This is a genomic window from Microbacterium sp. KR10-403, from assembly GCF_040196215.1.
GTDB lineage: Bacteria > Actinomycetota > Actinomycetes > Actinomycetales > Microbacteriaceae > Microbacterium.
Genome location: NZ_JBEGDC010000004.1, coordinates 488997 through 512572, shown reverse-complemented (window position 1 = coordinate 512572; position 23576 = coordinate 488997). Strand labels below are relative to the sequence as shown.

General features: G+C 70.6%; 22 protein-coding genes and 1 tRNA gene. 7 read left to right on the top strand and 16 right to left on the bottom strand.

Annotated elements, in window-relative coordinates:
• The 3 genes from ABMQ42_RS11675 to ABMQ42_RS11665 all read left to right on the top strand — a co-directional run.
• The coding region (locus ABMQ42_RS11675) for an HNH/ENDO VII family nuclease (protein WP_349723160.1) at positions 1-491 on the top strand (491 nt) is incomplete at its 5' end.
• A gap of 36 nt (positions 492-527) precedes the next feature.
• Complete coding sequence (locus ABMQ42_RS11670; RefSeq protein WP_349723159.1) at positions 528-1052, top strand: ankyrin repeat domain-containing protein; 525 nt, start codon at positions 528-530, stop codon at positions 1050-1052.
• Positions 1039-1371, top strand: a complete 333-nt coding sequence (locus tag ABMQ42_RS11665; RefSeq protein WP_349723158.1) for a DUF2185 domain-containing protein — start codon at positions 1039-1041, stop codon at positions 1369-1371. The genes ABMQ42_RS11670 and ABMQ42_RS11665 overlap by 14 nt, the downstream gene beginning before the upstream one ends.
• A gap of 102 nt (positions 1372-1473) precedes the next feature.
• Here ABMQ42_RS11665 and ABMQ42_RS11660 read toward each other — a convergent pair.
• Positions 1474-1547: transfer RNA gene (locus ABMQ42_RS11660), tRNA-Gly, on the bottom strand.
• Between the two features lie 186 nt (positions 1548-1733).
• Here ABMQ42_RS11660 and ABMQ42_RS11655 point away from each other — a divergent pair.
• Complete coding sequence (locus ABMQ42_RS11655; protein ID WP_349723157.1) at positions 1734-2582, top strand: SDR family NAD(P)-dependent oxidoreductase; 849 nt, start codon at positions 1734-1736, stop codon at positions 2580-2582.
• A 1-nt stretch (position 2583) separates the two neighbouring features.
• On the opposite strand, the gene ABMQ42_RS11650 is transcribed toward ABMQ42_RS11655, so the two are convergent.
• Positions 2584-3252: a TetR/AcrR family transcriptional regulator C-terminal domain-containing protein gene (locus ABMQ42_RS11650; protein WP_349723156.1), complete on the bottom strand. Its 669-nt coding sequence runs from the start codon at positions 3250-3252 to the stop codon at positions 2584-2586.
• A 74-nt stretch (positions 3253-3326) separates the two neighbouring features.
• Between ABMQ42_RS11650 and ABMQ42_RS11645 the strand changes: the two genes are divergently transcribed.
• Positions 3327-4097, top strand: a complete 771-nt coding sequence (locus tag ABMQ42_RS11645) for a tyrosine-protein phosphatase (protein WP_349723155.1) — start codon at positions 3327-3329, stop codon at positions 4095-4097.
• Here the strand turns inward: ABMQ42_RS11645 and ABMQ42_RS11640 are convergent, their stop codons facing one another.
• The gene (locus tag ABMQ42_RS11640; protein WP_349723154.1) at positions 4098-7850 is read right to left on the bottom strand and encodes a leucine-rich repeat protein; all 3753 of its coding nucleotides are present in this window, start codon (positions 7848-7850) and stop codon (positions 4098-4100) included. It abuts the gene before it with no gap.
• Between the two features lie 107 nt (positions 7851-7957).
• Between ABMQ42_RS11640 and dcd the strand changes: the two genes are divergently transcribed.
• Entirely contained in the window at positions 7958-8563 is a 606-nt protein-coding gene (dcd, locus tag ABMQ42_RS11635) for a dCTP deaminase (protein WP_349723153.1), read from the top strand.
• Positions 8564-8831: 268 nt separating this feature from the next.
• On the opposite strand, the gene ABMQ42_RS11630 is transcribed toward dcd, so the two are convergent.
• The 8 genes from ABMQ42_RS11630 to ABMQ42_RS11595 all read right to left on the bottom strand — a co-directional run bounded on the left by ABMQ42_RS11630 (position 8832) and on the right by ABMQ42_RS11595 (position 16993).
• Positions 8832-9752, bottom strand: coding sequence for an NAD(P)/FAD-dependent oxidoreductase (locus tag ABMQ42_RS11630; RefSeq protein ID WP_349723152.1), 921 nt, complete (start codon positions 9750-9752; stop codon positions 8832-8834).
• A gap of 3 nt (positions 9753-9755) precedes the next feature.
• A complete protein-coding gene (fdxA, locus tag ABMQ42_RS11625; protein ID WP_349723151.1) occupies positions 9756-10076 on the bottom strand; it encodes a ferredoxin in 321 nt (106 codons plus the stop codon).
• A complete protein-coding gene (locus ABMQ42_RS11620) occupies positions 10073-11425 on the bottom strand; it encodes an FAD-dependent oxidoreductase (RefSeq protein WP_349723150.1) in 1353 nt (450 codons plus the stop codon). Before ABMQ42_RS11620 ends, fdxA begins: the two co-directional genes overlap by 4 nt.
• A gap of 32 nt (positions 11426-11457) precedes the next feature.
• Complete coding sequence (cobA, locus tag ABMQ42_RS11615; protein WP_349723149.1) at positions 11458-12243, bottom strand: uroporphyrinogen-III C-methyltransferase; 786 nt, start codon at positions 12241-12243, stop codon at positions 11458-11460.
• Positions 12240-12980 (bottom strand): phosphoadenylyl-sulfate reductase, encoded by a 741-nt coding sequence (locus tag ABMQ42_RS11610; RefSeq protein WP_349723148.1) that lies wholly within the window; start codon positions 12978-12980, stop codon positions 12240-12242. The genes cobA and ABMQ42_RS11610 overlap by 4 nt, the downstream gene beginning before the upstream one ends.
• Complete coding sequence (locus ABMQ42_RS11605) at positions 12977-14701, bottom strand: nitrite/sulfite reductase (protein WP_502884680.1); 1725 nt, start codon at positions 14699-14701, stop codon at positions 12977-12979. The genes ABMQ42_RS11610 and ABMQ42_RS11605 overlap by 4 nt, the downstream gene beginning before the upstream one ends.
• Before the next feature lie 204 nt (positions 14702-14905).
• Complete coding sequence (locus ABMQ42_RS11600; RefSeq protein WP_349723147.1) at positions 14906-15568, bottom strand: sirohydrochlorin chelatase; 663 nt, start codon at positions 15566-15568, stop codon at positions 14906-14908.
• A gap of 318 nt (positions 15569-15886) precedes the next feature.
• The gene (locus tag ABMQ42_RS11595; RefSeq protein WP_349723146.1) at positions 15887-16993 is read right to left on the bottom strand and encodes a MarR family winged helix-turn-helix transcriptional regulator; all 1107 of its coding nucleotides are present in this window, start codon (positions 16991-16993) and stop codon (positions 15887-15889) included.
• A 120-nt stretch (positions 16994-17113) separates the two neighbouring features.
• Here ABMQ42_RS11595 and ABMQ42_RS11590 point away from each other — a divergent pair, with 120 nt between their 5' ends.
• Positions 17114-17749 (top strand): MarR family winged helix-turn-helix transcriptional regulator, encoded by a 636-nt coding sequence (locus ABMQ42_RS11590; RefSeq protein ID WP_349723145.1) that lies wholly within the window; start codon positions 17114-17116, stop codon positions 17747-17749.
• Between the two features lie 2 nt (positions 17750-17751).
• On the opposite strand, the gene ABMQ42_RS11585 is transcribed toward ABMQ42_RS11590, so the two are convergent.
• From ABMQ42_RS11585 to ABMQ42_RS11565, 5 genes are all read right to left on the bottom strand, one after another.
• Positions 17752-19134: a DUF6716 putative glycosyltransferase gene (locus ABMQ42_RS11585; RefSeq protein ID WP_349723144.1), complete on the bottom strand. Its 1383-nt coding sequence runs from the start codon at positions 19132-19134 to the stop codon at positions 17752-17754.
• Positions 19131-20003: an N-acetylneuraminate synthase family protein gene (locus ABMQ42_RS11580; protein WP_349723143.1), complete on the bottom strand. Its 873-nt coding sequence runs from the start codon at positions 20001-20003 to the stop codon at positions 19131-19133. The genes ABMQ42_RS11585 and ABMQ42_RS11580 overlap by 4 nt, the downstream gene beginning before the upstream one ends.
• 90 nt (positions 20004-20093) lie before the next feature.
• Positions 20094-21239: a cytidylyltransferase domain-containing protein gene (locus ABMQ42_RS11575; protein WP_349723142.1), complete on the bottom strand. Its 1146-nt coding sequence runs from the start codon at positions 21237-21239 to the stop codon at positions 20094-20096.
• Entirely contained in the window at positions 21236-22585 is a 1350-nt protein-coding gene (locus ABMQ42_RS11570) for a polysialyltransferase family glycosyltransferase (protein WP_349723141.1), read from the bottom strand. The genes ABMQ42_RS11575 and ABMQ42_RS11570 overlap by 4 nt, the downstream gene beginning before the upstream one ends.
• Positions 22582-23559 (bottom strand): glycosyltransferase family 2 protein, encoded by a 978-nt coding sequence (locus ABMQ42_RS11565; RefSeq protein WP_349723140.1) that lies wholly within the window; start codon positions 23557-23559, stop codon positions 22582-22584. Before ABMQ42_RS11565 ends, ABMQ42_RS11570 begins: the two co-directional genes overlap by 4 nt.
• Positions 23560-23576: the final 17 nt, after the last annotated feature.

Sequence of the window (23576 nt, the reverse complement as noted above, 5' to 3'; positions counted from 1 at the left end):
AAGTCACCACCCGCGTCTCCTCCCTCGTCGCCCGCGTCAGCAAATTCGTCACCAACCTCCTCGACTCCATCAAAGCCCTCGTCCGACACCTCGACGAACTCAAACCCCTCCTCGACAAAGCCAGCGAGCTCTTCACCAAACTCCTCCACGGCAAAGCACCCGAGGTGCACCCCGTCGACACGCGCCCATACCTGAAGCCGGGAAGCCGGCCGTCGTTCCGGAAGGGGGTTGTCGACGATGTGTGGGAGAACGCGAAGGGGCCGGACGGGGTCGTGCGCGATCCCACCGGGACGCCGATCGAATGGACACCGGGAACGCCCCGGAGTGGCGTTTGGGACATGGGGCATGTCCCAGGAGCGAAATATCATGACATGTGGCAGGAGTATGTCGATGGGAACTTGACACCTGCCGAGTTCCGTGACTGGTATAACGATCCGGCGAACTATCGACCTGAGTTGCCGGGCACCAATCGGGGCCATAAATACGAGTGACCGCCGTCCGCCGCTTCCCCACGGGAGACCCCGAGAATGAAGATCGACCTCACTGCCACGATGAAGTCCGCCGACGACTTCTTCGCCTTGTTCGAGGAGGGCGACCAGCGAGAGCTCTTCAATGGAATGAGCCTGCTGCGTCGTGCCATCATGAACACGAAACCCGATGCGCGGTACGCCATCGCAGACTTCCTTCTCGACCGGGATGCAGTCATCGGTCCAGTCGGCGATGACGGCACGACGCTGCTGCATGTGCTGTTCGGGCACGTCAAACACGACGTCGAGCACGACGCGGCTCTCGCAGCGCGGCTGATCGGCCGAGGTGTCGACGTGAACACGCCCGATGGCGGCGGTGTGCTCGCGTTTCAGTGGGTGCTGAATATGAAGTACACCGATGAGGAGCTCGCACCGATTTACGATCTCTGGTTCGCGCAGCCCGTGCTTGATTTCACATCCCGCTCGTCCCGATACGGTGTCTCCCCGCTCGAAGTGGCAGAGAAGCTGCCCTATCGTGAAAAGATCACCGCGCGCATGAAGGAGTACATCCGTGAGCACTCCTGACTTCGTCCAGAACTCGGGCGGCTGCGTGGTCTCGAAGAACATCCTTTCGGGCCGCGGGCGTCTGACGTGGCTCGTGCGGGAACCATCGACGAACCCCGCCGACAACGGCTGGAGGTTTCTCTCCGACATCGATGACGATGAGTACCTTGCCGACCCGAACAACATGGCCGTTGCCACATTCAATCAGGTTGCGGAGATCGAGCCCGCCATCATCGGGATCTACGCCCTCCCCGTCGGCAGCGACCTTCAGCTCGTCGTGGAGAACGGCCGTCGTCGTTTCTACGACAACAACACGGGCCAGGTGGTCGACATCCACTGAACGGAGCCTCGGGCCGCATAGGCCCACCCGTTGCAGGCTCGATCCGATGCCGGCCACGCGAAAAGGTCCGATGCACCGCCTCTCGCGGCACCTCGGACCTTTTGGAGGGGCTGACGGGAATCGAACCCGCGCTGTCTGCTTGGGAAGCAGAAGTTCTGCCATTGAACTACAGCCCCGCACGCGTCGAAACGCGCTCCGGCCAGCATAACAGGCTCCGCGCGGCACCCTTTCCGGCGCGGGCCGTTCAGAACTCCTCACATCCGCACACCCGACGCCGCGAACGGCCCGCAAAACGCCGCCCAGCGCCGATACTTGCGGAGTTCTGAACACACCCCACCCCGCGCACGCGCCAGAATGGCCGAGTGACCCCCGACCAGCCGTACGCCGGACGCACCGCTCTCGTCACGGGCGCGACCGGGGGCATCGGGCTCGAGATCGCCCGCGCGCTTGCCGAGGGAGGGGCCCGCGTCATCCTGCCCGCCCGCAACCGCGAGAAGGGCGAGCGGGTCGCCGCGGACATCCCGGGCAGCACGGTCACCGACCTCGATCTGGCGAGCCTCGACTCCGTGCGCGCGTTCGCCGCGCGCCTCGACGAGCCCATCCACCTGTGCGTGCTCAATGCCGGGATCGTGCTGCTCGGCGACCGCACCCGTCACGTCACCGCGGACGGCTACGAGCTGCACTGGCAGACGAATCTGCTCGCGCAGGCGGCGCTGGTCCGCGGCATCCTTCCCCTCCTGCGTGCCGGGCGCGCACGCATCGCCGTGCAATGCAGCCTCGCTGCGGCGGTCGGACGCCTGCGCTGGAACGACCTGCAGGGCGAGCAGCGGTACGGAGCCTTCCGCGCGTACGCGCAGTCGAAGCTCGCACTCGGACTGTTCGGCCTGGAGCTGGGTCGCCGCGAGCCCGATCTGCATGTGGCCCTGTGCCACCCCGGTGTCGCGCCGGCGACGGCCATCGCGGCGCCGATCCGCGCGCTGCTGCCGGACCGCGTCGTGGACGCCGTCGTGCACAGCTTCGGCAACCCTCCGCGGCGGGCCGCCGAGTCGGCGCTGATGGCGTTGGGGGCGGATGCCGCAGCCGGCGGGTTCTACGGACCGAGAGGCCTCTTCCAGCTGAGTGGTCACCCGCGCCGGCTGCGCCTGTACCGTCGACTGCGCGACACCGATGCCGCGCGCCGGCTCGGGGGCGTCATCGACGAAGAGCTCTGACCTACGGTGTGGCCAGTCGTGCTTCGAGCCCACGGATGATGACGTCGAGGTCGAACGCGAACTGCTCCTCGTCGAACGTCGAGAACCCGGCGTCGTCGATGCGTCGCAGATGGGGGCTGGCTGCGGCATCCATCGTCGACAGCGCCTCGTGCAGCTCGGCGCGCTGCGGGTGACCGCCGGCGCGCGCGTTCAGCAGCACTCCGCGCGCGTGCGCCATCGCGACGTCGGTGACCAGCGCGATGGCGCGCACGGCGACGGTCTCGTCGAACCCGGCGGCGACGAGCGTGCCGAGCACGATCTCGGCCGGATGCAGGGCCGCGGCCCGCGTCGACGGGTCGAAGCGGATGTGGCTGACGATCGCACCCGATCCGAGCAGGATGTCGCGCATCGACGACGCGATGAGCCGCAGTCCGGTCTGCCAGTCGGTGCCGACCGGGATCTCGACCACCTCGAACCGGGCGGTGAACGCATCGTCGGCGAGCAGCTCGAGCAGACCGTCGCGTCCTGACACGTGGTAGGTCACGGCCTTGCGGTCGACGCCCAGCGCGTCGGCGACCGCCTGCACCGTGAGCGTGTCGGGATCGAGCGTGCGTGCGGCGGCGACGATGCGGTCGCGGTCGAGGCCGACGCTCACGCCGCGCCCGCGCCGTGCCGCTCTCACCTCGTCCATGGTTTCTCCCGTCGCCGTGCCCACCTTTCGACCGTACGCTCCGATAGCGTGATCACCGAACTCAAGGAGACCGCATGACCCCGCTGTTCGCCGGAACCTACAACTCACGAGACACGGGCGGCATGCCGCTGCGCGGGGGCGGGCAGATCCGCACCGGCGTGCTCTACCGTTCGGATGCGCTGTCGGGAGTCACCGACGCGGGCCTCGCAGAGCTCGACGCGAGCCCGATCGGGGCGGTCGTCGACTTCCGCACCGACGGCGAGCGGGCGCAGGCGCCCGACCGGCTGCCCGAGCGCCGGTTCGACACCGAGCACCTGTCGGTGCTGGAGGGCGCGGCACCCGGTATCGGTGCGCCCGCCGCGATGTCGAGCGAGTCGGTGCGTGCGGTGCTGAAGGAGATCCCCACGCTGGGCGACCTCTACATCCGCATGCTGGAGGGGACCGCGGCATCCTTCGCCCGCGTCGCCGGTCTCGTCGCGACACCGACCGACGAGAGCAGGCCCGGCGTGCTCGTGCACTGCACGGCCGGCAAGGACCGCACCGGCGTCGCCACCGCGCTGCTGCTCGACGCCGTCGGCGCCGACCGGGACGCCATCGTGGCCGACTATGCGGTCAGCGAGCAGAACCTCTCCGGCGAATGGGCGGACCGCATGCTCGAGGGCGTCGCGAAGACCGGCGTACCGATGCTGCCGCAGATCGTCGCGCTGGTGACCGCGACCCCGCCCGACGCCATGCGCACCATGCTGGAGTGGGTCGACGACCAGGGCGAATCTGCCGCGTACCTGCGTTCGGGCGGACTGGGCGAGGCAGAGATCGGGATGCTGCGGGCCCGGCTCACGGCTTGATCAGACCCGACGACGTCGGACCGCCACGAGTGCGAGGCCGGCCAGGAGTGCTGCGACTCCCGTCCATGCCCACGGCAGCAGTGCGTTGGTGTCACCGCCGGTGACGGCGAGCGTCGTGTTGGCGTCGCTGGTCGTGGTGGACCTGGTGGTCGTGGTCGGCGTCGTCGACGCAGTCTGCGAGGCTGCGACCGTGATCGGTACGGACTGCGTCGAGGTCGTGCCGTCGACCGTGATCGACGCGGTGATCGTGTGCGCACCGGTCGCCAGGTCGGCGGGCAGCTCCGCGGTCAGAGTGAACGCGCCGGAAGCGTCGGCGGTCGCCGTGCCCAGCGACACCGGGTCGGAGTGCACGCTGATCGCGACGAGGGTACCGGCCGGAACACCGCTGCCGGTCACCGTGATCGGCGCCGAGGGTGTGAACGGCGCGCCCGTCACCGCCAGATGGAACAGGATGGCCGGGGCCGGCGGCACACTCGTGCGCACGCCGAGATAGAAGGTCGTGTCGCTGTAGCGGGGGGTGCCGTCGGTGTCGGCGAGGGTCGTGGCAGCGGCATCCACGTACCAATGGAATCCCGTCGGGATCGCGGGCGAGTGCGCCCCGGCGTTGCTGTCGCCGCAGGCGACCGACTGGGTGGTGGTGGCATCGATGCCGGGGTATCCGTTGGCATCGAACGTGTAGGTGATGCGGCTGCCGACCGACGGGCGGCCCTGCCAGGTGCCGAGGGTGAACGGGTCGGCGTTCGTCGCGGGGTCGGCGTACGCGCACGTGAAGTACATGGTCGTCGCCTCGGGGAACGACGGGTACCCTGACGTCGTGATGGCGGGTGCGGCACCGGTGAACGTGACGGAGGCCAGCCGCGGGTTCGCACCGAAGGCTTCATCGCCGATGGTGCGCACCGAGCTGGGGATCGTCACGGAGGTCAGGTCGTTCTGGCCGAGGGCGAAGTCGTCGATCGAGGTGACCGAGTCGGGGAGGGTGATCGCGGTCAGACCTCGGTTCTGCAACGAGCCCGTACCGATGGTCGTGACCGTGTATTCAGTGCCGCCGAGCGTCACGTGGGCGGGGATGTCGACGACGGTCCCGGTGAACGACGGGGCAAGGCCCACCACCGTTGCGCCCTTCTCGGGATGCAGCGGCTCGTACGAGTACTCGACACCACCGGACGCGCACTGCACGGGGATGGAGCCGGCATACCTCGTCGTGTCGTGGAAATAGTCGGCGGGTGAGGCGAGGGTGGTGCCGTCCGGATCTGCGAACCAGCCCACGCCGCGCGGGACCGTGGGCGGGGTGGGGGCGGTCCCGCATCCTGTGGTGGTGCTGCTGCTCACCACGCCCGGGATGCCGTTGGCGTCGTAGGTCACGGTCACGTCGGTGCCCTGGGAGGTGTACCCCATCCACTCACCGACGGCGAAGCGGCTGCCGTTGCGGGTGGGATCGGCGAACGAGCAGGTGAACATGATCGTGGCCGTGCGCGAGAACGACGGGATCTGGGCGTCATCGGCCCCCGTGACAGCCGGTGCCGAGCCGTCGAAGCTCACGATCTGCGGCACGGCCGGCCCGCCGAAGGCAGCCGAGCCGATCGACGTCACGGACGCGGGGATCGCAATCTGCGAGAGCCCGGTCGTGTCGAATGCGGCAGTGCCGATGGTGGCCACGGACGAGCCCAGATGCAGGTTGCCGATCGACGTGCGTGCGAAGGCCGTCGACTCAATGGTGGTCACGTTGTCTCCGATGTCGACCGCGTCGATCGAGCCGACACCCTCGAACGCCGCGGCGCCGATGGCGGTGACGTCATAGGTCGTGGCGTTGAATGTGACGGTGTCGGGGATCGTGATCGCTGTGCCCGTGAACCCCGCTGCCAGGCCGATAGCGGTGGCGCCGGCATCCACGTGGTTGAGGTCGTATTCGTAACGGATGCCGTCGGCCGTGCCCTCGACCGGGGCCGGTGCGCCGGCGTACACGGTGGTGTCGGCGTAGATCGCGCCGCTCGCCTTCGTGGTCGCACCCGTGTCGGTGTACCAGTACGCGCCTTTCGGGAGCGTCGGTGCGGCGCCGTCGGCGGCGACGGTGGTGCCGCAGCCGATGGTGTGTTCCGTGCCGGTGACGCCGGGGATGCCGTTGGCGTCGTACGTCAGGGCCGGCTCGGTGCCGACGGACGTATACCCCTCCCAGGTGCCCGTGGTGAACGGGTTCGTGTTCGTGGAGGGGTCGGCGTACGAGCAGGTGAAGTGGATCGTCGGGTCTGAGGTGAACGACGGGTGGCCGGTGCCGGCCGCGGTGATTGTGGTGGGCGCTGCTCCGGAGAATGCGACCGTTCCAAGGGGGTTGTGGCCGAATGCGGCGGCGCCGATGGTGGTGACGTTGTCGCCGAGGGCGAGGGTGGTCAGGCTGTTGTTCTCGAACGCGTAGTTGCCGATGGTGGTGATGTCGTCGCCGAGAGTGAGGGTGTTCAGGCTGTTGTCGAAGAACGCGGAGGCGCCGATGGTGGTGATGCTGTTGCCGAGGGTGAGGGTGGTCAGGCTGTTGTATGCGAAAGCGGAGGCGCTGATGGTGGTGATGCTGTTGCCGAGGGTGAGGTTGGTCAGGCCGCTGCTATCGAAAGCGTGGGCGCCGATGGTGGTGATGCTGTCGCCGAGGGTGAGGGTGGTCAGGTCGTTGCCTGCGAACGCGTAGTCGCCGATGTTGGTGACATTGTCGCCGAGGGTGAGACTGGTCAGGTTCTGGAGGGCGAACGCCCCTTGGATGACGCTGGTGGCGTTGTCGCCGATGGTGGTGACGTCGTAGGTCGTGCCGTCGAAGGTCACGGTGTCGGGGATAGTGAGAGCCTCGTGGTCGCCAGCGACGGCGAAGCCGAGTGCGGTGGCTCCGGCATCCACGTCGTTCAGGTCGTATCGGTAGCGGATGCCCTTGCTTTCGCCTGTGACCGAGGCCGGGGCGCCGGCGTACACGGTGGTGTCTGTGTAGATGGCGCCGGCTGCTTCTGTGGTCGCACCCGTGTCGGTGTACCAGTGGGCGCCGGTGGGGAGTTTCGGTGCGGCGTCGTCGGCGGCGACGGTGGTGCCGCAGCCGATCGTGTGTTCGGCGCCGGTGACGCCGGGGATGCCGTTGGCCTTGTAAGTCAGGCTCGACTCGGATCCGACGGACGTGTACCCCTGCCATTTGCCGGTGGTGAAGGGGTGCTTGTTCATGGCTGGGTCGGCGTACGAGCAGAGAAAGTGGACCGTCGGGCTCTCCGGGAAGGGAACACCGGCCAGGGTCGGAGCCGGGCCGGTGAACGTGACCGAAGCAAGGTTCGGGTTGTTGCCGAACGCCCAGTCGCCGATGGCGGTGACGTGGTCGCCGATGGTGAGGCTGGTCAGGGAGTTCTGGCCGAATGCTCTGGCGCCGATGGCGGTGACCTGGTCTCCGATCGGGATGGTGGCCAGCGTGTTGTCGTAGAACGCCCAGTCGCCGATGGCGGCGACCTTGTCGCCGAGGGACAGGCTGGTCAGCCCGTCCCCCCGGAACGCGTCGTCGCCGATGGCGGTGACGTCGTATGCGGCGCCGTCGACCGTGATGGTGTCGGGGATGGTGAGGGCGGTGCCGGTGAACGAGCCGGCCAGCCCGGTCGCCGTGGCAGAGGTGCCCGAATACGAGTATGCGACGCCGTCGACGGTGGCTGTGCCCGACGCGGCGGCTGCCGGCTGTGCCACCCCCACGAGCGCGATCGCAACGGCCGTGGCCCCCAGCATCCCGATCAGTTTCGTGCGCATGAGCAGTCCCCTCGACACGGCCCCGAGGCTAGCGCGAGGCGCGGCGGCGTGCCTCAGTAGTCGACTACTGGTTTTTTCGGCCGATCAGGCCTCGGTAGGCTGGCCACGTGCTGCTCAGCGACCGCGATATCCGCCGACAGATCGATGACGCGCGCATCGCGCTGGACCCGTGGGACCCCGAAATGGTCCAGCCGTCGAGCGTCGATGTGCGCCTGGACCGGTACTTCCGGCTGTTCGACAACCACAAGTACCCGTTCATCGACCCGGCTGAGGACCAGCCCGACCTCACGCACCTGATCGAGGTGGCGCCCGATGAGCCGTTCGTGCTGCATCCGGGCGAGTTCGCGCTCGGGTCGACGTTCGAGCAGGTGTCGCTGCCTGACGACATCGCCGCGCGGCTCGAGGGCAAGTCGTCGCTCGGCCGGCTCGGTCTTCTCACGCACTCGACGGCCGGCTTCATCGACCCGGGGTTCTCGGGGCACGTGACACTCGAGCTGTCGAACGTGGCGACCCTGCCGATCAAGCTGTGGCCCGGAATGAAGATCGGGCAGCTCTGCTTCTTCCAGCTGTCTTCGGCCGCGGCATCGCCCTATGGCACCGGGCCGTACGGCAACAGGTATCAGGGACAGCGCGGGCCGACGGCATCCCGTTCGTTCCAGAACTTCCACGTGACGAACGTGGGCGAGCGCTCCGACGGGGCGCTCGGGGGCTGAGGCAGGTTCTTGCCGCGGGCACTGTCCATCTCGCAGGACGGGTCGCCGCGAGCGGCGTGACACGCCGTGCGACACGCCCGGGATCGCGAAAACATCCTGCGAGACGAACGCGGGGTGCCTCCCGACGTCGGATGTCGGCGCATCCGGTGCGGCCCGACGGTGAGAGTGCACTTGGTGGACGAGGCGTAGGGAAGCACCCGCGCTCTCGTCCACCCGCTGCACTCTCAGCGGCCGAGAAGGCGGCGGGGGTGGATGCCGCGAGGTGGCGTCAGTGCGAGGTGACGACCCCGACCGCGTCGTGCACGATGACCGCCGCCGCACGCGCCCCGGCGCCGGCCGCGACGATGAGCTGCTGCGGGCCTTCGGCCACGTCACCGGCGGCGTACAGGCCGAATTCGCTCGTGTGTCCGGCGCCGTCGGTGACGACATGGCCGTTCTCGTCGCGGTCGGGCACGATGCCGTCGAGGAACGACAGGTCGACGCTCCACTCCGGACGGATGAACCCGCCGTCGAGCGGCACGCTGCGGCCGTCGCTCAGCTCGACGCTCTCGATGCGGCCCTTCTCACCGTGCAGGGCGGCGACCGGCGTGCGCTCGACGGTGACACCCGCCGCGGCCAGCTCGGCCTCGGCGACCGCGTCGATCAGGGAAGCACCGTGCGTGAAGACGGTGAGCGCGTCGGTCCAGCGCGCGATGAGGCGTGCCCGGTCCGCGAGGTCGGAAGTCGCGCCGAACAGGCCCAGCCGCTGTCCGCGCTGTTCCCATCCGTCGCAGGCGGCGCAGCTGAACAGGCTCATGCCGTAGTACGAGATGAGGTCGGGAACGGCGGGGAGCGTCTCCTGCAGGCCCGTGGCCAGCAGCACGTTCTGCGCGAAGACGACGTCGGTCGCCTGGCGTTGGCCGATCTCGGCGACGAACACGCCCTCATCCCGCCCGAGGCGGAACACGCGCTGCCGCGCGCGGTAGTGCACGGTCGGGTAGGCGCTCAGCTCTTCGCGCGCGATCTTCTTCAGCTCGTTGGGCGCGATGCCGTCGCGGGTGAGGAAGCCGTGCACCTTCAGGGTCGCCGCGTTGCGCGGGCGATCCGCGTCGATGACGGTCACCTCGGCCACCGAACGGCCGAGGTTCAGCGCGGCGGAGAGTCCGGCGGGGCCGCCGCCGATGATCAGCACATCCTGCAGTTCCGACATCCCTCAATCTCCTTGCGGTGGCAGTGCGGCCACGAGCGGGTGGTCGACGTGGGTGGGGCCGAGCTTCTGAGCGCCGCCGGGCGAGCCCAGGTCATCGAAGAACTCGGTGTTCACGGTGAGGTAATCTGCCCATTCCTCGGGTAGGTCGTCCTCGTAGTAGATGGCCTCGACGGGGCAGACGGGTTCGCAGGCGCCGCAGTCGATGCACTCCTCAGGGTGGATGTACAGCGAGCGCTCGCCCTCATAGATGCAGTCGACGGGGCACTCGTCGACACAGGCGCGATCCTTGACATCGACACACGGCAGCGCGATGACATACGTCACAGCGCGAGCACCCCGGCTCCGGAGATGTCGACCTGCTCTTCGCGGTCGACGACCTTCACGCGCTCGCGGCGGTGCTCGTGGTTCTCGCCGAGGGCGCGCTCATGCGCGTCGAGCTCGAGCCAGCCGGCCCAGTCGGTGTGCCGTACGCCGCGCTCGGCGAGCAGGTCGAGGATGTCGCCCTCGACGGGCGCCGACAGCAGTCCGGCCGCGGCATCGGCCACGACGTGCCCGATGGTCTCGAGCGCGTCGGACTTCGTGCTGCCGATGAGGCCGATCGGCCCGCGCTTGACCCAGCCGGTCGCGTACAGACCGGGTTCGACGCTGCCCCCGATGTTGGGGACGACGCCCCGCGCCTCGTCGAACGGCGCGCCCTCGACGCGCGTGCCGTAGTAGCCGATCGCCCGGTAGACCGCGCCGACCTCGTACTCGCGGAACTCTCCCGTGCGCTCCAGGGTGCCGTCGGCACCGGGACGCGTGCGCTCGAAGCGCAGCCCGGTCACGCCGCTCTCGTCGCCGAGCACGGCGACCGGCGTGTGCCAGAAGTGCAGGTGCAGGCGCCGCGACGCCTGCCCGACCTCGCGGTCGCGCCACGAGTTGAGGATGCGCTGCATGACCTTGACCTGGTTGCTGGCGGGCACGGTGTCGGCATCCAGCTCGAAATCGGCGTCGTCGAGGATGAGGTCGAGGTCGCGCACCTCGCCCAGCTCGCGCAGCTCGATGGGCGTGAACTTGATGCCCGACGGACCGCGGCGGCCGAACACGTGGACGTCGGTGACCGACGAACCCTCGAGGCCCGCAAGCACGTTGTCGGGCACGTCGGTGGTGCGCATGTCTTCGCCGTGCTTGGCGAGCACGCGCGCGACGTCGAGCGCCACGTTGCCGTTGCCGATGACCGCGACCTGCGTCTGGTCGAGCGGCCAGGTGCGTGGCACGTCGGGGTGCCCGTCGTACCAGGCGACGAAGTCGGCGGCGCCGTACGAGCGGGGCAGATCGATGCCCGGGATGTCCAGCGCCGCGTCGCGCAGCGCGCCGGTCGCGAGGATGACCGCGTGGTAGCGCTCGCGCAGCTCGTCGAGCGCGATGTCGCGGCCGATCTCGATGTTGCCGAGGAAGCGGATGTCGCCGTCGTTCAGCATGTGGTGCAGCGAGTCGACGACGCCCTTGATGCGCGGGTGATCGGGCGAGACGCCGTAGCGGATGAGCCCGTAGGGTGCCGGCAGCGACTCGAACAGGTCGATCGCGACCGTGCCGCCGTTCTCGGCGACGGCATTGCTGAGGAGGTTGCCGGCATAGATGCCGGCGGGGCCGGAGCCCACGATCGCCACGCGCAGGGGAGCAGAACTCGTCACGTCAGAGTGCCTTTCGATTCGACAGGAGAGGGTCAGGATGCCGCGGCCGTCGCGGGCTCGCCAGCGCCGATGAGTGCGCTGTCGGGGTGGTCGTACGCGAGCCGCACGACATCGCCGATGACGATGACGGCGGGGTTGCGCACATGGCGCTCGGCGGCGGCGTGGACGATCGTGGCCAGGGTCCCGATCGTGACGCGTTCGCCGGGTCCATATCCATCTTCGACGATGGCGACGGGACAGTCGCCGCCGCGGCCGCATCGGGCCAGGACTCCGGCGGAGTGACCGAGCGTTCCCACGCCCATGAGCAGCACCACGGTGTGGTCGCGTCCACCGGGCACCTGCTCGATCTGGTCGTGGCCGCTGACGACGGTGAAGCTCGTCGCGACACCGCGGTGGGTGAGGGGGATGCCGGCGACCGCCGGCACCGAGACGGCGCTGGTCACCCCGGGCACGACCGCGACGTCGACGCCCGCGGCCTCGCAGTGCAGCTGCTCTTCGCGTCCGCGACCGAGCACGAAGGGGTCGCCGCCCTTCAGGCGCACGACACGGGCGCCGGCCCGCGCGAAGTTGACGAGCATCTCGTTGATGACGTTCTGCGGCACCGGGTGGTGGCCGGGCAGCTTGCCGACGTCGACGACCTGCGCGGTGATGCGCTCACCGGCGGCGACGAGGCCGTCGAGCACGGCGCGCGCACCGAGGCGGTCGGCGATGATCACGTCGGCCTCGCGCAGGGCGCGCAGCCCGCGCAGGGTCAGCAGCTCGGGGTCACCGGGGCCGGCACCGACGAGGTCGACGCGCCCGCGGACCTGCGCGCTCACAGGTGCAGCCCGCATTCGGTCTTGGAAAGCCCCGCCCAGCGCCCGGCGCGGGGGTCTTCGCCATCGGTGACCGGCTGCGTGCACGGCGCGCATCCGATCGAGGGGTAGCCCTGCGCCACGAGCGGGTTGATCGGCACGTCGTGGGTGCCCGCATAGTCGAGCAGCTCGTCGAAGCTCCACGCCGCGAGCGGGTTGACCTTCACGAGGCCGTTGCGCTCGTCCCAGGTGATCAGCGGGGCGTTCGAGCGCAGCAGGCTCTCCTGGCGCCGTACGCCGGTCAGCCACACCTCGTACTCCTGCAGGGCGTCGTGCATCGGGTCGACCTTGCGCATCGCGCAGCACAGATTCGGGTCGCGGGCGAAGAGGTCCTTGCCGTACCTCTCGTCCTGCTCGGCGACGGTCAGCTCGGGTCGCACGTCGACGACGGTGACGTCGAGGCGCTCGGCGACCTCGTTGCGGGTGAACGTCGTCTCGGCGAAGTGGTAGCCGGTGTCGCCGAACAGCACGTCGACGCCGGGCAGATGCTGCGACACCAGGTGCGGCAGCACGCCGTTGGCCATCGACGAGGCGACCGCCACACCCCGCAGCGGGAAATTCTCGACCACCCAGGCGATCGCCTCCTCGGCGTTCGCCTCCGGCCCGTGCGTGCGCGGGGCATCACCCAGCACACGCAGGCCCTCGTCGACGAGCGCGTGCAGCGTCGCCGCATCGCGCCGTGTCGTGGTCGCGGTGCTCATACCAGCGCCTCGTCCTCGGCGGCATGCGCCCACTGGGCGAAGGTCTGGCCGGTCTCGCGGTCGGCGAGGTAGCGGCGGATGACGCGCTCGGCGTAGTCGGCGATGCCGTCGGCCGGCACCTTCAGGCCGCGCACGGTGCGACCCAGGCCCGCCTCGGGGCGGCCCTCGGTGGCGAGGCCCCCGCCCAGGTGCACCTGGTAGCCGGGCACCTGATTGCCGTCGGCGTCGGTGATCAGCTGGCCCTTCAGGCCGATGTCGGCGACCTGGATGCGCGCGCACGAGTTCGGGCAGCCGTTCACGTGCAGGCTGATGGGGCGGCCGATCTCGGGCTCGAGGTCGCCGAGGCGCTTCTCCAGCTCGCTGATCGCGTGCGCCGCGTTCACCTTGGTCTCGACGATCGCGAGCTTGCAGAACTCGATGCCGGTGCAGGCCATGGTCGCGCGGCGGAACATACTCGGGCGCACCGACAGATCGAGCTTCTCAAGGCCGGCGGTGACGGCATCCACCCGCTCTTCCGGAACGTCGAGCACCAGGATCTTCTGGAACGCGGTCGTGCGCACCCGCTGCGATCCGTTCGCCTCGGCGAGGTCGGCCACGGCCGTCAGCGTCGAGCCCGACACGCGCCCGACGAGCGTGGATGCGCCGATGAAGTAGCGGCCGTCCTTCTGCTTGTGCACGCCGACGTGGTCGGGTGCGCCGACCGGCTCGGGAGCGGCGGGGCCGTCGGGCAGCGGGGCGTCGAGGTACTCGGTCTCGAGAACCTGGCGCAGCTTCTCGGGGCCCCAGTCGGCCAGCAGGAACTTCATGCGCGCCTTGTTGCGCAGGCGCCGGTAGCCGTAGTCGCGGAACAGGCGGGTCACGCCGTACCAGACCTCGACGACGCGCTCGGGCGGCACGAAGGCGCCCAGGCGCTCGCCGAGCCGCGGCACGGCGGCCAGGGCTCCGCCGACCCACAGGTCGTAGCCGACGCCGAGCTCGGGGTGCTCGACGGCCACGAACGAGCAGTCGTTGATCTCGTGCACGACGTCTTGGCTGGGGTGTCCGGTGATCGCCGTCTTGTACTTGCGGGGCAGGTTCGAGACGCTCGGGTCGCCGATGTAGGTGTCGACGATGCCGCGCAGCTGCGGGGTCGGGTCGATGAGCTCGTCGGCGGCGATGCCGGCCACGGGCGAAGCGAGGAACGCGCGGGGCACGTCGCCGCACGCCTCGGTGGTGCGCAGCCCGACCGCCTCGAGGCGGCGCCAGATCTCGGGGACGTCCTCGATGCGCACCCAGTGCAGCTGCACGTTCTGCCGGTCGGTGATGTCGGCGATGTCGCGGGCGAACTCGGTCGAGATGCCGCCGATCACCCGCAGCTGCTCGGTGGTGAGCTGTCCGCCGTCGATGCGCACGCGCATCATGAAGTAGCGGTCCTCGAGCTCGTGCGGTTCGAGCGAGGCGGTGCGGCCGCCGTCGATGCCGGGCTTGCGCTGCGTGTACAGCCCCCACCAGCGGAAGCGCCCGTGCAGATCATCGCCCGCGATCGAGTCGAAGCCTTCCTTCGAGTAGATCTCCTCGATGCGCGTGCGCACGTTCAGGCCGTCGTCTTCGGCCTTGAACACCTCGGTGGGGTTCTGCGGCTCTTTGCCGTCGATCTTCCACTGCGCGTTCGGTTTCTGCGGCGCCCTGCTCGTACGGGTGCGTGCACCGCGGACAGGGCGGGCAGCGGTGTCGATCGTCACGACGACCCCCTTCGACCAGGCGGGAGGAACCCGCGACGGAATGTGGATGGGTCGAGAGTAGGGAGGAATGTGTCGGTGCCGTCGGCGTATGACGTCGCGGTGCCTTATGACGTCACAGTTCGTCACGCGGGGTTGCGCGATGACGCTCGAAGACATGCGGCGTCATGGACTTGCCGGGTGCTGGAGGCGCTCTGCGCGGTGCGGTCAGCGCGGCGCGGATGCGTAGCGGTCGATGACGAGGTCGACGATCGCGTCGGGTGCCCCCGTGCCGTCGAGCAGCGGTGCGGCCAGCTCGTGGTCGGGGGCGGTGCGCGCCGCCAGGTCGTGGAAGAACCCGTGCGCGAGCAGATACGGCACGACGAGAGCGTCGGGATGCTGCGCGGCGGCGTCGGCCAGCGACGGCCGGCGGGCCGCGAGATAGGCGAGATGCACGGGAGCGTCGACGCTTTCTCGCAGAAGGGCGGCGGCCTGTTCGCACGCGGGTGCCGAGGCGGGGTCTCGCGAGCCGGCGGCCGCGAGGATCACGGGCCGTCGCGGATCGGTGATGCGCGTCGCGAGCACCTCGACCAGGCGCCGATCGGGGCCGAGCGGGGGAGTGACCGTCGCGTCCGGGTGGGCGGCGGCCGCGGCCTGCAGATCGACGCGCACGTGGAAGCCCGTCGACAGCAGCAGCGGCACGATCACGAGCGGCCCATCGACCACCGAGGCGGCGGCCGTGGCATCTGGTTCCTGCACGTCGACGAAGGCGGCGCGCACATCGACGTCCGGCAGGCGTGCGGCGACCCGGTCGACGAGCTCGGCGATCGCGGCCGAGCCCGGCGCGGAGTCGGTGCCGTGCGAGACGGCGAGCAGGGTCGGTGCGGGCATGACGTCAAGGATGCCAGGGTTCGTGTTTCGGGCCGATGACACGCGTAACCGGGCGCCTTCGGCGGCGTGGGGTGGCGCGCTGTGCTCGCTTCGCCGACGACGGGGCCGGACAGCTCCGAAAAGCGTAGTGAACTTCCGGTTCACACAGCTGTCGGATGGGTGGGGCCGGCGCCGGCGGTGCCAGGTGAGAAGGGGCGCAGCCCCATCGGTGAGAGTGCAGCGGGTGGACGAGGATGCGGGTGCTTCCCTCCTCCTCGTCCACCAGATGCACTCTCAGCGGCCGACGGGCCGCCCGGGAGGGGCGACCCGGTCGCGTGCTCAGGCGCCGGGGGTGGACGCCGCGCCGTCGGCGCCGGCGGAGAACCCGGCCGAGAAGCCCCGCTCGTACGCCTGCTCGGCGGCATGCCGCACGTCGGCGCCGTGCCCGTGGCCCTTGCCGTGCCCGTGGCCCTTGCCGTGCCCGTGGTGCCCGTGCCCGCCGTGGTGGCGGCGCTCGAACTCCTCGCGCAGGTGCGCGTGGTGTCCGGGGCCGAAGCCGCGGCGGCCCGGACCGAAGCCGTACTCGCGAGGTGCGCCCGGATCGAAGTCGGGACCCTCGTCGGGGAACCCGGGCGCGTGGCCGGCGTAGCCGCGGGCGTACTCGACGTCGTCGCGCGTGAAGCGTCCGTGGCCGCGCCTCGGGCCGTCGAACTCGCGGCCGGCGTTGTCGAACCCGCGACCGCGGCGGCCGTCGAACCTGCGCTCGCCGGAGAACCCGCGCCCGTGACGGCGGGGGTCACCGCACTCGGCGTCGTAGCGACCGTAGCCGTAGCCGTGGCCGCGGCGGCGTTCGTCGAACTCGGGGCCGTGGCCGCCGAAGCCCTCGCCGTGGTCGAACGGACGCCGGCCGGCGCCGCGCCCGCGGCCCTTTGCGGCGCGCTCGCGGCTCGGCATCGGCTGCGACTCGTCCCAGCCGAGTTGGCGGGCGATGGTCTCGAGCGAGGCCGTCAGCTGCGCGAACTCGTCGGCGGGAAGAGCCCAGGCGACCTTGGCGCGCACCGCGTCCACCTTCGCGCCGAGTCGGCCGAGGGCCTCGCGGCCGCTGTCGGTCAGCGACCAGCCGCCGTCGACGCGGGCGATCCAGCCGCGCCGCGCGAGTCGCACGATGCGCTTGCCGGTATGCTCGGTCATCCACGGTGCGTCGACGGTGCCGGCGACCGCGTTGAGCAGCATCCAGTCGCGTCGGGTGACTTCGTCGTCGGCGAAGGCCGTGGCGAACTCGCGTGAGATGAGGCGGTCGACCAGTCGGAGCCACGCGCCCAGCGGGCGGCGATCGGTGGGCGTCGTGCCCGCGTCTGCCGAACTCTCGGCGGCCGCGGCGGTCTGGTCGGGGGTGCTGTCGGAGGGTGTTGCGCCCTCCTCGGGGGTGTTGTCTTGCGTGTCCATGAGGAAGTCCTTTCGTGGCGGCCGCTCTCGAGGCTGCCGCTCGGTGTATGTCAGATGACAAGTACATGTAGTGTGACATGCTCTGGCGTTGCATGTCAAGTCACATGTAAAATTCGAGGCATGAGCGCATCGACCCCTGACTCCGCCGACGCGATCGCCGCCGCCCTGGCGCGGCTGCGGGGGCGGCGCGGACCCCGTCCCGGCGAACGGGGTGGGTGGGGGCCCGGTCCCCACGATCACGACCCGCGCGACCATGACCTGCACGGGGGTCCGCACGGCGACTCGCACGGGGGTCCGCACGGCGACGCGCACGGGGGAGGGCCGCACGGCGGACCGTGGACGGGAGGACGCCCGGGCCCCTTCGGGCCCCACGGCGGAGGACATCCGATGGCGGGATGGCCGGGAGGCCACGGACGCTTCGCGGGGCCGGCGCGCCTGCGCCTGCTCGAGGCGCTGGCCGCGGCATCCACCCCTCTGTCGGTCAGCGAGATCGCGGATCGGATCGGCGTCGATCAGCCGCGCGCGTCACGGCTCGTGCAGCAGTGCGTCGGACTCGGGTTCGTGCAGCGCGAGGCCGACCCCGACGACGCCCGCCGCACGCGCATCGTGCTCACCGATGAGGGATTGCGGATCGTCAAGGGCTTCCGCGGCAATCGCCGTGCCGCGATCGAGGACGCGCTCGCGGACTTCTCCGACGCAGAGCGTGCCGAGCTCGCGCGCCTGCTCACCAAACTCGCCGACGCCTGGGGGGAGTGAGGTCAGCGCGGCCGGCGGATCGGGTCGTGATAGAGCGCGGGCGTGACGGTGAGGTCGCCCGACTCGTCCGTCCACGAGTGCGCGGCACCGCGGTGCCGGTGGCGGCGCAGCCGAACGATCGCCCCGGCCAGTGGCACTCCCACGGCGAGCGCGAGGGCCCCGGAGAGCGTGCGGTCCTCGTTTCCGAGCACGCTCTTGCGCTCGAAGGCGGTGTGCAGCGCCCCTCCGCGCGGCGGCGGAACCGGCCGCGGTGCGAGCGTGCCGCGGCGCCGCTGCTCGACAAGTTCGGTGACCTGCGTCCACCACGTCGATTCCGCCGCGTCATGGAAGTAGTTGTCGACAGCCCATGTGGGGTCGGGATGCCGGAACCGCCGCGCGATCACGTCATCGGCGCCGCCCAGCAGACCGCTCGCGCGGAACGCCGTGTTCAGCAGCGTCTTGCGCACGCCGAACTCGTCGAGCGCGATGACCGGGACGCCCATCGCCAGGGCCTCGATCGCGGCTGTGGAGCCGATGGTGACGAGCCCTTCGGCGGTCTGCAGCGCGGTGGTCATCGGGTCGTATGAGACGACGAGGTTGTCCGGGCGCTCGCGCAGCAGGTCGACGAGCGGGGTCTGCTCGTAGTGGGTCTCGTTCTCGCCGGCCCGCGAGCGCAGCTTGATGACGACGCGTCGCTCGGGATGCGCCTTGGCCGCGGCGACCAGCACATCGGCCAGCCGCTGACGCTCGTCGGGGGAGCGGGGCACGATGGCCTGCGCCGCGAACACGAGGTCGGTGCCGCCGCTCGCGCGCTCGCGCGGGCGGGCGAACGGCAGCGTTGCGAGTCCCAGCGGCACATCGATCGCGAGCCGGCGACTCAGCTCGGCGAAGGCGCGGCGCTCGCGCAGCGAGTGCACGACGAGCAGATCGCTGTGCCGCCGGTACTTCACCGCACCGGCCTGAGCCGGAATCGAGATGCCCGGCATCCCGGTCACGACCACCGGCCGGTCGGTGAGCCGGTCGATCTCGCGCTGCACGAGGCGCACGAACGGTCCGCGGCCGCCGATCAGTACGACATCGGCGCGCAGCGCGTGCAGGCGGGTGGCGATCCCGCCATGCGTGACACGCGACACCGCCCGGGCGGCCGGTTCGCCCGCGGCGAGCGCGGTGCCGGCGAGAGCCGCGCGCTCCTGCGCGCGGCTCACGGTCAGCGGTGTGCGCACGATGAGCATGCGCGCGTCGATGCCGGTGACCGAGTCGAGCATCGTCGCCGCCCACTTCACGTACGAGTCGGCGTCGGCGATGGCCACCACGCGCAGCGTGGCGGCGGGTCGCGGCGCCGGCCGCGACGCCGGTTCGCGGCGTGCGGCGGCACCCGAGGAGGGGCGGGCGGCGAGCAATGTCATGCCGAGACGCGCCTCAGCTTCGCCATCGGAGCCAGCTCGCCCGGGAAGACGCGCTTCACGCCGTCGCCGAGAGCCTCCTCGACGATGCGGATGTCGCGGACCAGGTGCTCGAGGCCCGACGGCTCGAGCGACGCGGCGTGGTCCGATCCCCACATCGTGCGGTCCAGGGTGATGTGCCGTTCGACGGCCACCGCGCCCAGCGCGACGGCCGCGACCGAGATCTGCAGCCCGCGCTCGTGGCCCGAGTATCCGACCGGGATGCCGGGGTAGCGGTCGCGCAGCGTCGCGATGGTCTTGATGTTGGCCTCTTCGGGCTCCATCGGGTAGGTCGAGGTCGCGTGCATGAGCACGACCCGTCCGGTGTCGAGCTCGGCGAGCGCCCGGTCGATCTGCTCGATCGTCGACATGCCCGTCGACAGGATGATCGGCTTGCCGGTCTCACGCAGTGCCGCGAGCAGCTCGAGGTCGGTGACCGACGCCGACGCCACCTTGTGCGCGACGACGTTCAGGTCTTCGAGGAACGCGACCGAGGGAACATCCCACGGCGAGGCGAACCAGTCGAGGCCGGCCATCGTCGCGTAGTCGCTGATCTCGACGTACTCGTCGCGGCCGAACTCGACGCGACGGCGGTAGTCGAGGTAGGTCATGGTGCCCCACGGCGTCTCGCGCGGAGTGTCGCGCATGTGCTCGGGGGTCGCGATCTCGGGGGTGCGCTTCTGGAACTTCACCGCGTCGGCACCCGCGTGGGCGGCCACGTCGATGAGGCGCTTGGCGAGCTCGACGTCGCCGTTGTGGTTCAGGCCGATCTCCGCGATCACATAGGCGGGGTGGCCGCCCCCGATCACGTGCGAGCCGATTCTGACGGTCATGCTGCTGTCCTCTCGTCCATGCGTTCGAGGCTCTCGGCCGCACGTGAACGGAACGCGACCGTGCGGTGACGTGACGAGGTCGGGATGCCGTCAGTCGGCCAACACGCGATCGACGAGTTCGCGAACGGCGCCCGAACCGCCGGTGCGCTCCAGCACGACGCGAGCGCGCGCACGCACCTGCGGGTGGGCATCGGCCACCGCGACCGGCCAGCCGACCAGCACCATCGCGGGCAGGTCGTTGACGTCGTTGCCGAGGTACGCGATGTCGGCCAGGGCGATGCCGAGCTGGCCCGCCCAGTCGCGCAGCGCGGCGGCCTTGTCGGTCACGCCGTGCCGCACGGGTGCCTGCAGCTTCGCCGCGCGGGCGCGCACGACGGGGTTCGTCTCTGTCGAGAGGATCAGCAGCGGGATGCCGGCACGCCGGAGCAGACTCGCACCCATCCCGTCCGAGCGGCTGACGCGCACGAGCTCGTGGCCCTCTTGGTCGATGAGCGCGGTGTCGTCGGTGTGCACGCCGTCGAAGTCGGTGACCACCGCGCGTGCGGGAATGCGCGCCGGCGCGTCGACGAGCGGCGCGAGTGCGGAGGCGACCGCGAGCTGCTCGGGGTCGTCGATCTCGATCGCCGTACGCTCGGGCACCGGCGCGATGCCGATCCGGCCGAAGAACCGGTGCCGTGCCGCGCGGAACCCGTCGGCGTCGAACACGTAGAACGCACCGGTCTCGAGGAAGTGCGGTTCGCGATCCTGCCGACGGGGACGATGGGATGCCGCATGGTTCACGCCCTCGGCGGTGCCGTCGGCAGTCTGTCGCCAGAGGAAGCCGTAGCTCTCGAACGCCGAGAAGACGCTGTCGTAGCGCCCTGCGCGCACGGCGGCGACGGCATCCCGCAGCCCCTCCCCGGGGATGAACGGCGATGTCGCCTGCAGGAACGCGACCACGTCGATGTCGAGTCCGTCGGTGGCCAGCGCGTCGAGCGCGTGCAGCACGGCGCTCTCGCTGGTCGCGGTGTCGCCGGCGATCTCGGCGGGGCGCGGCACGATGCGCGCTCCGGCCTCGGCCGCGACGGCGGCGATCTCGTCGTCGTCCGTCGACACCACCACGAGGTCGATCCCGGCGGCCTGTGCCGCGTGCACCGCGCGGGCCACGAGCGGCACGCCGCCGACCGGGCGGAGGTTCTTTCGCGGCACGCCCTTCGAGCCGCCGCGCGCCGGGATGATCGCGGCTGTGATGCTCATCGTCCGTTCACCGCCTTCCAAGCGCGCTGCGCGCGTCGGCCCGCACCGCGCAGCGCGAGCCGGGTCTCTTCGGTGCGCCCGGTGCCGCCGCTGCCGATCACCAGGCGCGTCAGCAGCCTGCGCGAGCCGCCCGGCAGGTGCAGCTCGGCCAGCCGGCGCGGTGCGAAGTACCGGGCGCGCTCGTCGGGGTCGATCCCGTCGAGCAACTCTTCGGCGCGTTCGCGCAGATGCGCGGCGATGCGCGGCTGCATGCAGTAGCCGACGGCGTCGACGAGGTGCTGCAGCCGGCCCGGCTGCGCGTAGGGATCGCCCGGACGGTTGGTCGCATCGACGATCGTCGCCGGGATGCGGTTGCCGTTCTCGTACGGCTGCAGCGCCGCCAGCACCGTGGCGTTGCCGACGGCCTCGGTGTGCGTGCCGTACAGCGCGCGGACGGTGGGCAGTGCGGTGGAGAAGCCGGCCACGACCGCCACCGCCGACAGGCGCCGGGTGAGCACCTCGGCCGGCGCGTCGCCGCGGTAGGGCTCGAAGGCCACGCCGTGCCCGGCCGCACGGGCGCGGACCTGGTCGGCCAGCGCGGGCGGTGCGGTCGGGTGCGGTTTGAAGACGATGCGGCGCGCGCCCCGGTGCACGGCGCGGTCGACCATCTCCTCCTGCATCGAGGTCTCGTCCTCGGTCGACACCAGTCCCAGGGCGGCGAGGTACTGTCCCAGCACGAGGGCCGCCGGAGCACCGTGCTCGGTGCGGTCGTGCTCGGCCGAGGCCGCGTCGATCTCGGCGACGACCGCGGCGAACGCGGGCGCCGGGACGGGCACCGGCTGCGCGCCGACCTCGGTGAACAGAAGCGGTACGACATCGGGCACGACGTCGGGGTAGAGCACGTGCTGCACGCGCCCGGCGATGCTCCGTGAGAGCCTGCTGCGGATCGGTGCGTAGGTCATCAGGCCGTCGCCTACGACCGTGATCCGTGCGTTGCGGAACACCGAGAGCAGCGTCCGGGTCGGGGCGACCTGCGGCGTCTGCACGAACAGATCGAGGTCGTCGGCGTCGACCTGCCAGGCGCGGGACAGAAGGCGCTCCCATGCCGGCGACTCCGTGTCGCCGGGGGCCCACGCGGTGGGGTGCAGGGGGTCGAGCAGCGGGTTGAGTGGCTCGATGCGGTCGAACCGGCTCAGCAGCGTGCGCAACTGCGGCGACTCGTGGATCGCCCGGTTCGTCTCGGGCACGGCGGCGGAGTTGATCGGCACGAGCACGCGTTCGTCGCCCGAGGGCACGAGTCCGGCGTCGATCGCGGCCACCGCGGTCATCAGGCCGTACCCGGTGTGCAGCGCGAACACCTGCGTCATGCCCGGCCCGCCTTGCGCAGGTGCCGGGCCAGCACACGGCGTCGCGGATCGCTGAGGCGCGGCAGCGCGGCATCCACCGCCTCCGGGTCCAGGCGCGCCAGCAGCGCGCCGATGACCGCGGACAGCTCGCCGCGCACGGCCATGCTCATGCCCCGCGAGCGGATGAGGTGATGCGAGCTGAGCGCCAGGACGGTCGCGGTGATCTTCGGGCGGAAGCGGGTTGCCTCGGCATCCTCCTCGACGATGTCGACGACCTGCATGAGCGCCCGTCCGAAGTCGAGCTGCCGGCGATCGAACACCTGCGTGAGAGAGCTCGGGATGCCGCGGCGGTAGAGCAGCGGCGGGGCGTCGACGACGGCGAAGGATGCCGCCTGCAGGTGCAGTCGCCAGATCCAGGGCCGGTCCTCGGCCGTGAACAGGCCGGAGGGGAACGCGGCCAGGCCGTCATCGAGCACGCGGCGGTGGAACATGCCCGCCCAGGCATACGGGTAGTCGACCATCGTCGACTCGTCGGGTGGGAGGATAGCCTCGCGCGGCGAGACGGCGACGCCGCGCCATGGGAAGGGCGCCCGCACCAGCGCCCGCCGGGCGTCGGTGACGGTGACATGGTCGGTGCGCACGAAGTCGCAGCCCAGCTCGTCGAGTGCCGCGATGAGCGCCGTCAGGCGATGCGGGGCCATCCAGTCGTCGCCGTCGACGAAGCAGAAGGCGTCGCCCTCGACGCGCTCCAGGCCCTGGTTGCGGGCGCTGGCCAGCCCCAGCGCTGTCGGATTGGTGAGGACCTCGGCGTGCGCGAAGCGCTCGGCGTAGTGCGCCATGATCGCGCCGGTGTCGTCGCTCGAGCCGTCGTCGATCGCGACGAGCTTGAGGTCGCCGGGCTCGTCGAACTGGCGCAGCAGCGTCTCGAGCGTCGTCCCGATGTATGCGCCGGCGTCTTTCGCGGGCAGGATGACGGTGGTTCTCGGATGATGCATTCTGCGACGTTGTCACG

Coding starts and splice junctions, on each gene's coding strand:
- ABMQ42_RS11600 (WP_349723147.1), bottom strand. CDS start 15,568: ATGCCCGCACCGACCCTGCTCGCCGTCTCGCACGGCACCGACTCCGCG.
- ABMQ42_RS11585 (WP_349723144.1), bottom strand. CDS start 19,134: ATGACATTGCTCGCCGCCCGCCCCTCCTCGGGTGCCGCCGCACGCCGC.
- ABMQ42_RS11580 (WP_349723143.1), bottom strand. CDS start 20,003: ATGACCGTCAGAATCGGCTCGCACGTGATCGGGGGCGGCCACCCCGCC.
- ABMQ42_RS11570 (WP_349723141.1), bottom strand. CDS start 22,585: ATGACGCAGGTGTTCGCGCTGCACACCGGGTACGGCCTGATGACCGCG.
- ABMQ42_RS11650 (WP_349723156.1), bottom strand. CDS start 3,252: ATGGACGAGGTGAGAGCGGCACGGCGCGGGCGCGGCGTGAGCGTCGGC.
- ABMQ42_RS11595 (WP_349723146.1), bottom strand. CDS start 16,993: ATGGACACGCAAGACAACACCCCCGAGGAGGGCGCAACACCCTCCGAC.
- ABMQ42_RS11670 (WP_349723159.1), top strand. CDS start 528: ATGAAGATCGACCTCACTGCCACGATGAAGTCCGCCGACGACTTCTTC.
- ABMQ42_RS11575 (WP_349723142.1), bottom strand. CDS start 21,239: ATGAGCATCACAGCCGCGATCATCCCGGCGCGCGGCGGCTCGAAGGGC.
- ABMQ42_RS11640 (WP_349723154.1), bottom strand. CDS start 7,850: ATGCGCACGAAACTGATCGGGATGCTGGGGGCCACGGCCGTTGCGATC.
- ABMQ42_RS11565 (WP_349723140.1), bottom strand. CDS start 23,559: ATGCATCATCCGAGAACCACCGTCATCCTGCCCGCGAAAGACGCCGGC.
- ABMQ42_RS11645 (WP_349723155.1), top strand. CDS start 3,327: ATGACCCCGCTGTTCGCCGGAACCTACAACTCACGAGACACGGGCGGC.
- ABMQ42_RS11630 (WP_349723152.1), bottom strand. CDS start 9,752: ATGTCGGAACTGCAGGATGTGCTGATCATCGGCGGCGGCCCCGCCGGA.
- ABMQ42_RS11590 (WP_349723145.1), top strand. CDS start 17,114: ATGAGCGCATCGACCCCTGACTCCGCCGACGCGATCGCCGCCGCCCTG.
- ABMQ42_RS11610 (WP_349723148.1), bottom strand. CDS start 12,980: ATGAGCACCGCGACCACGACACGGCGCGATGCGGCGACGCTGCACGCG.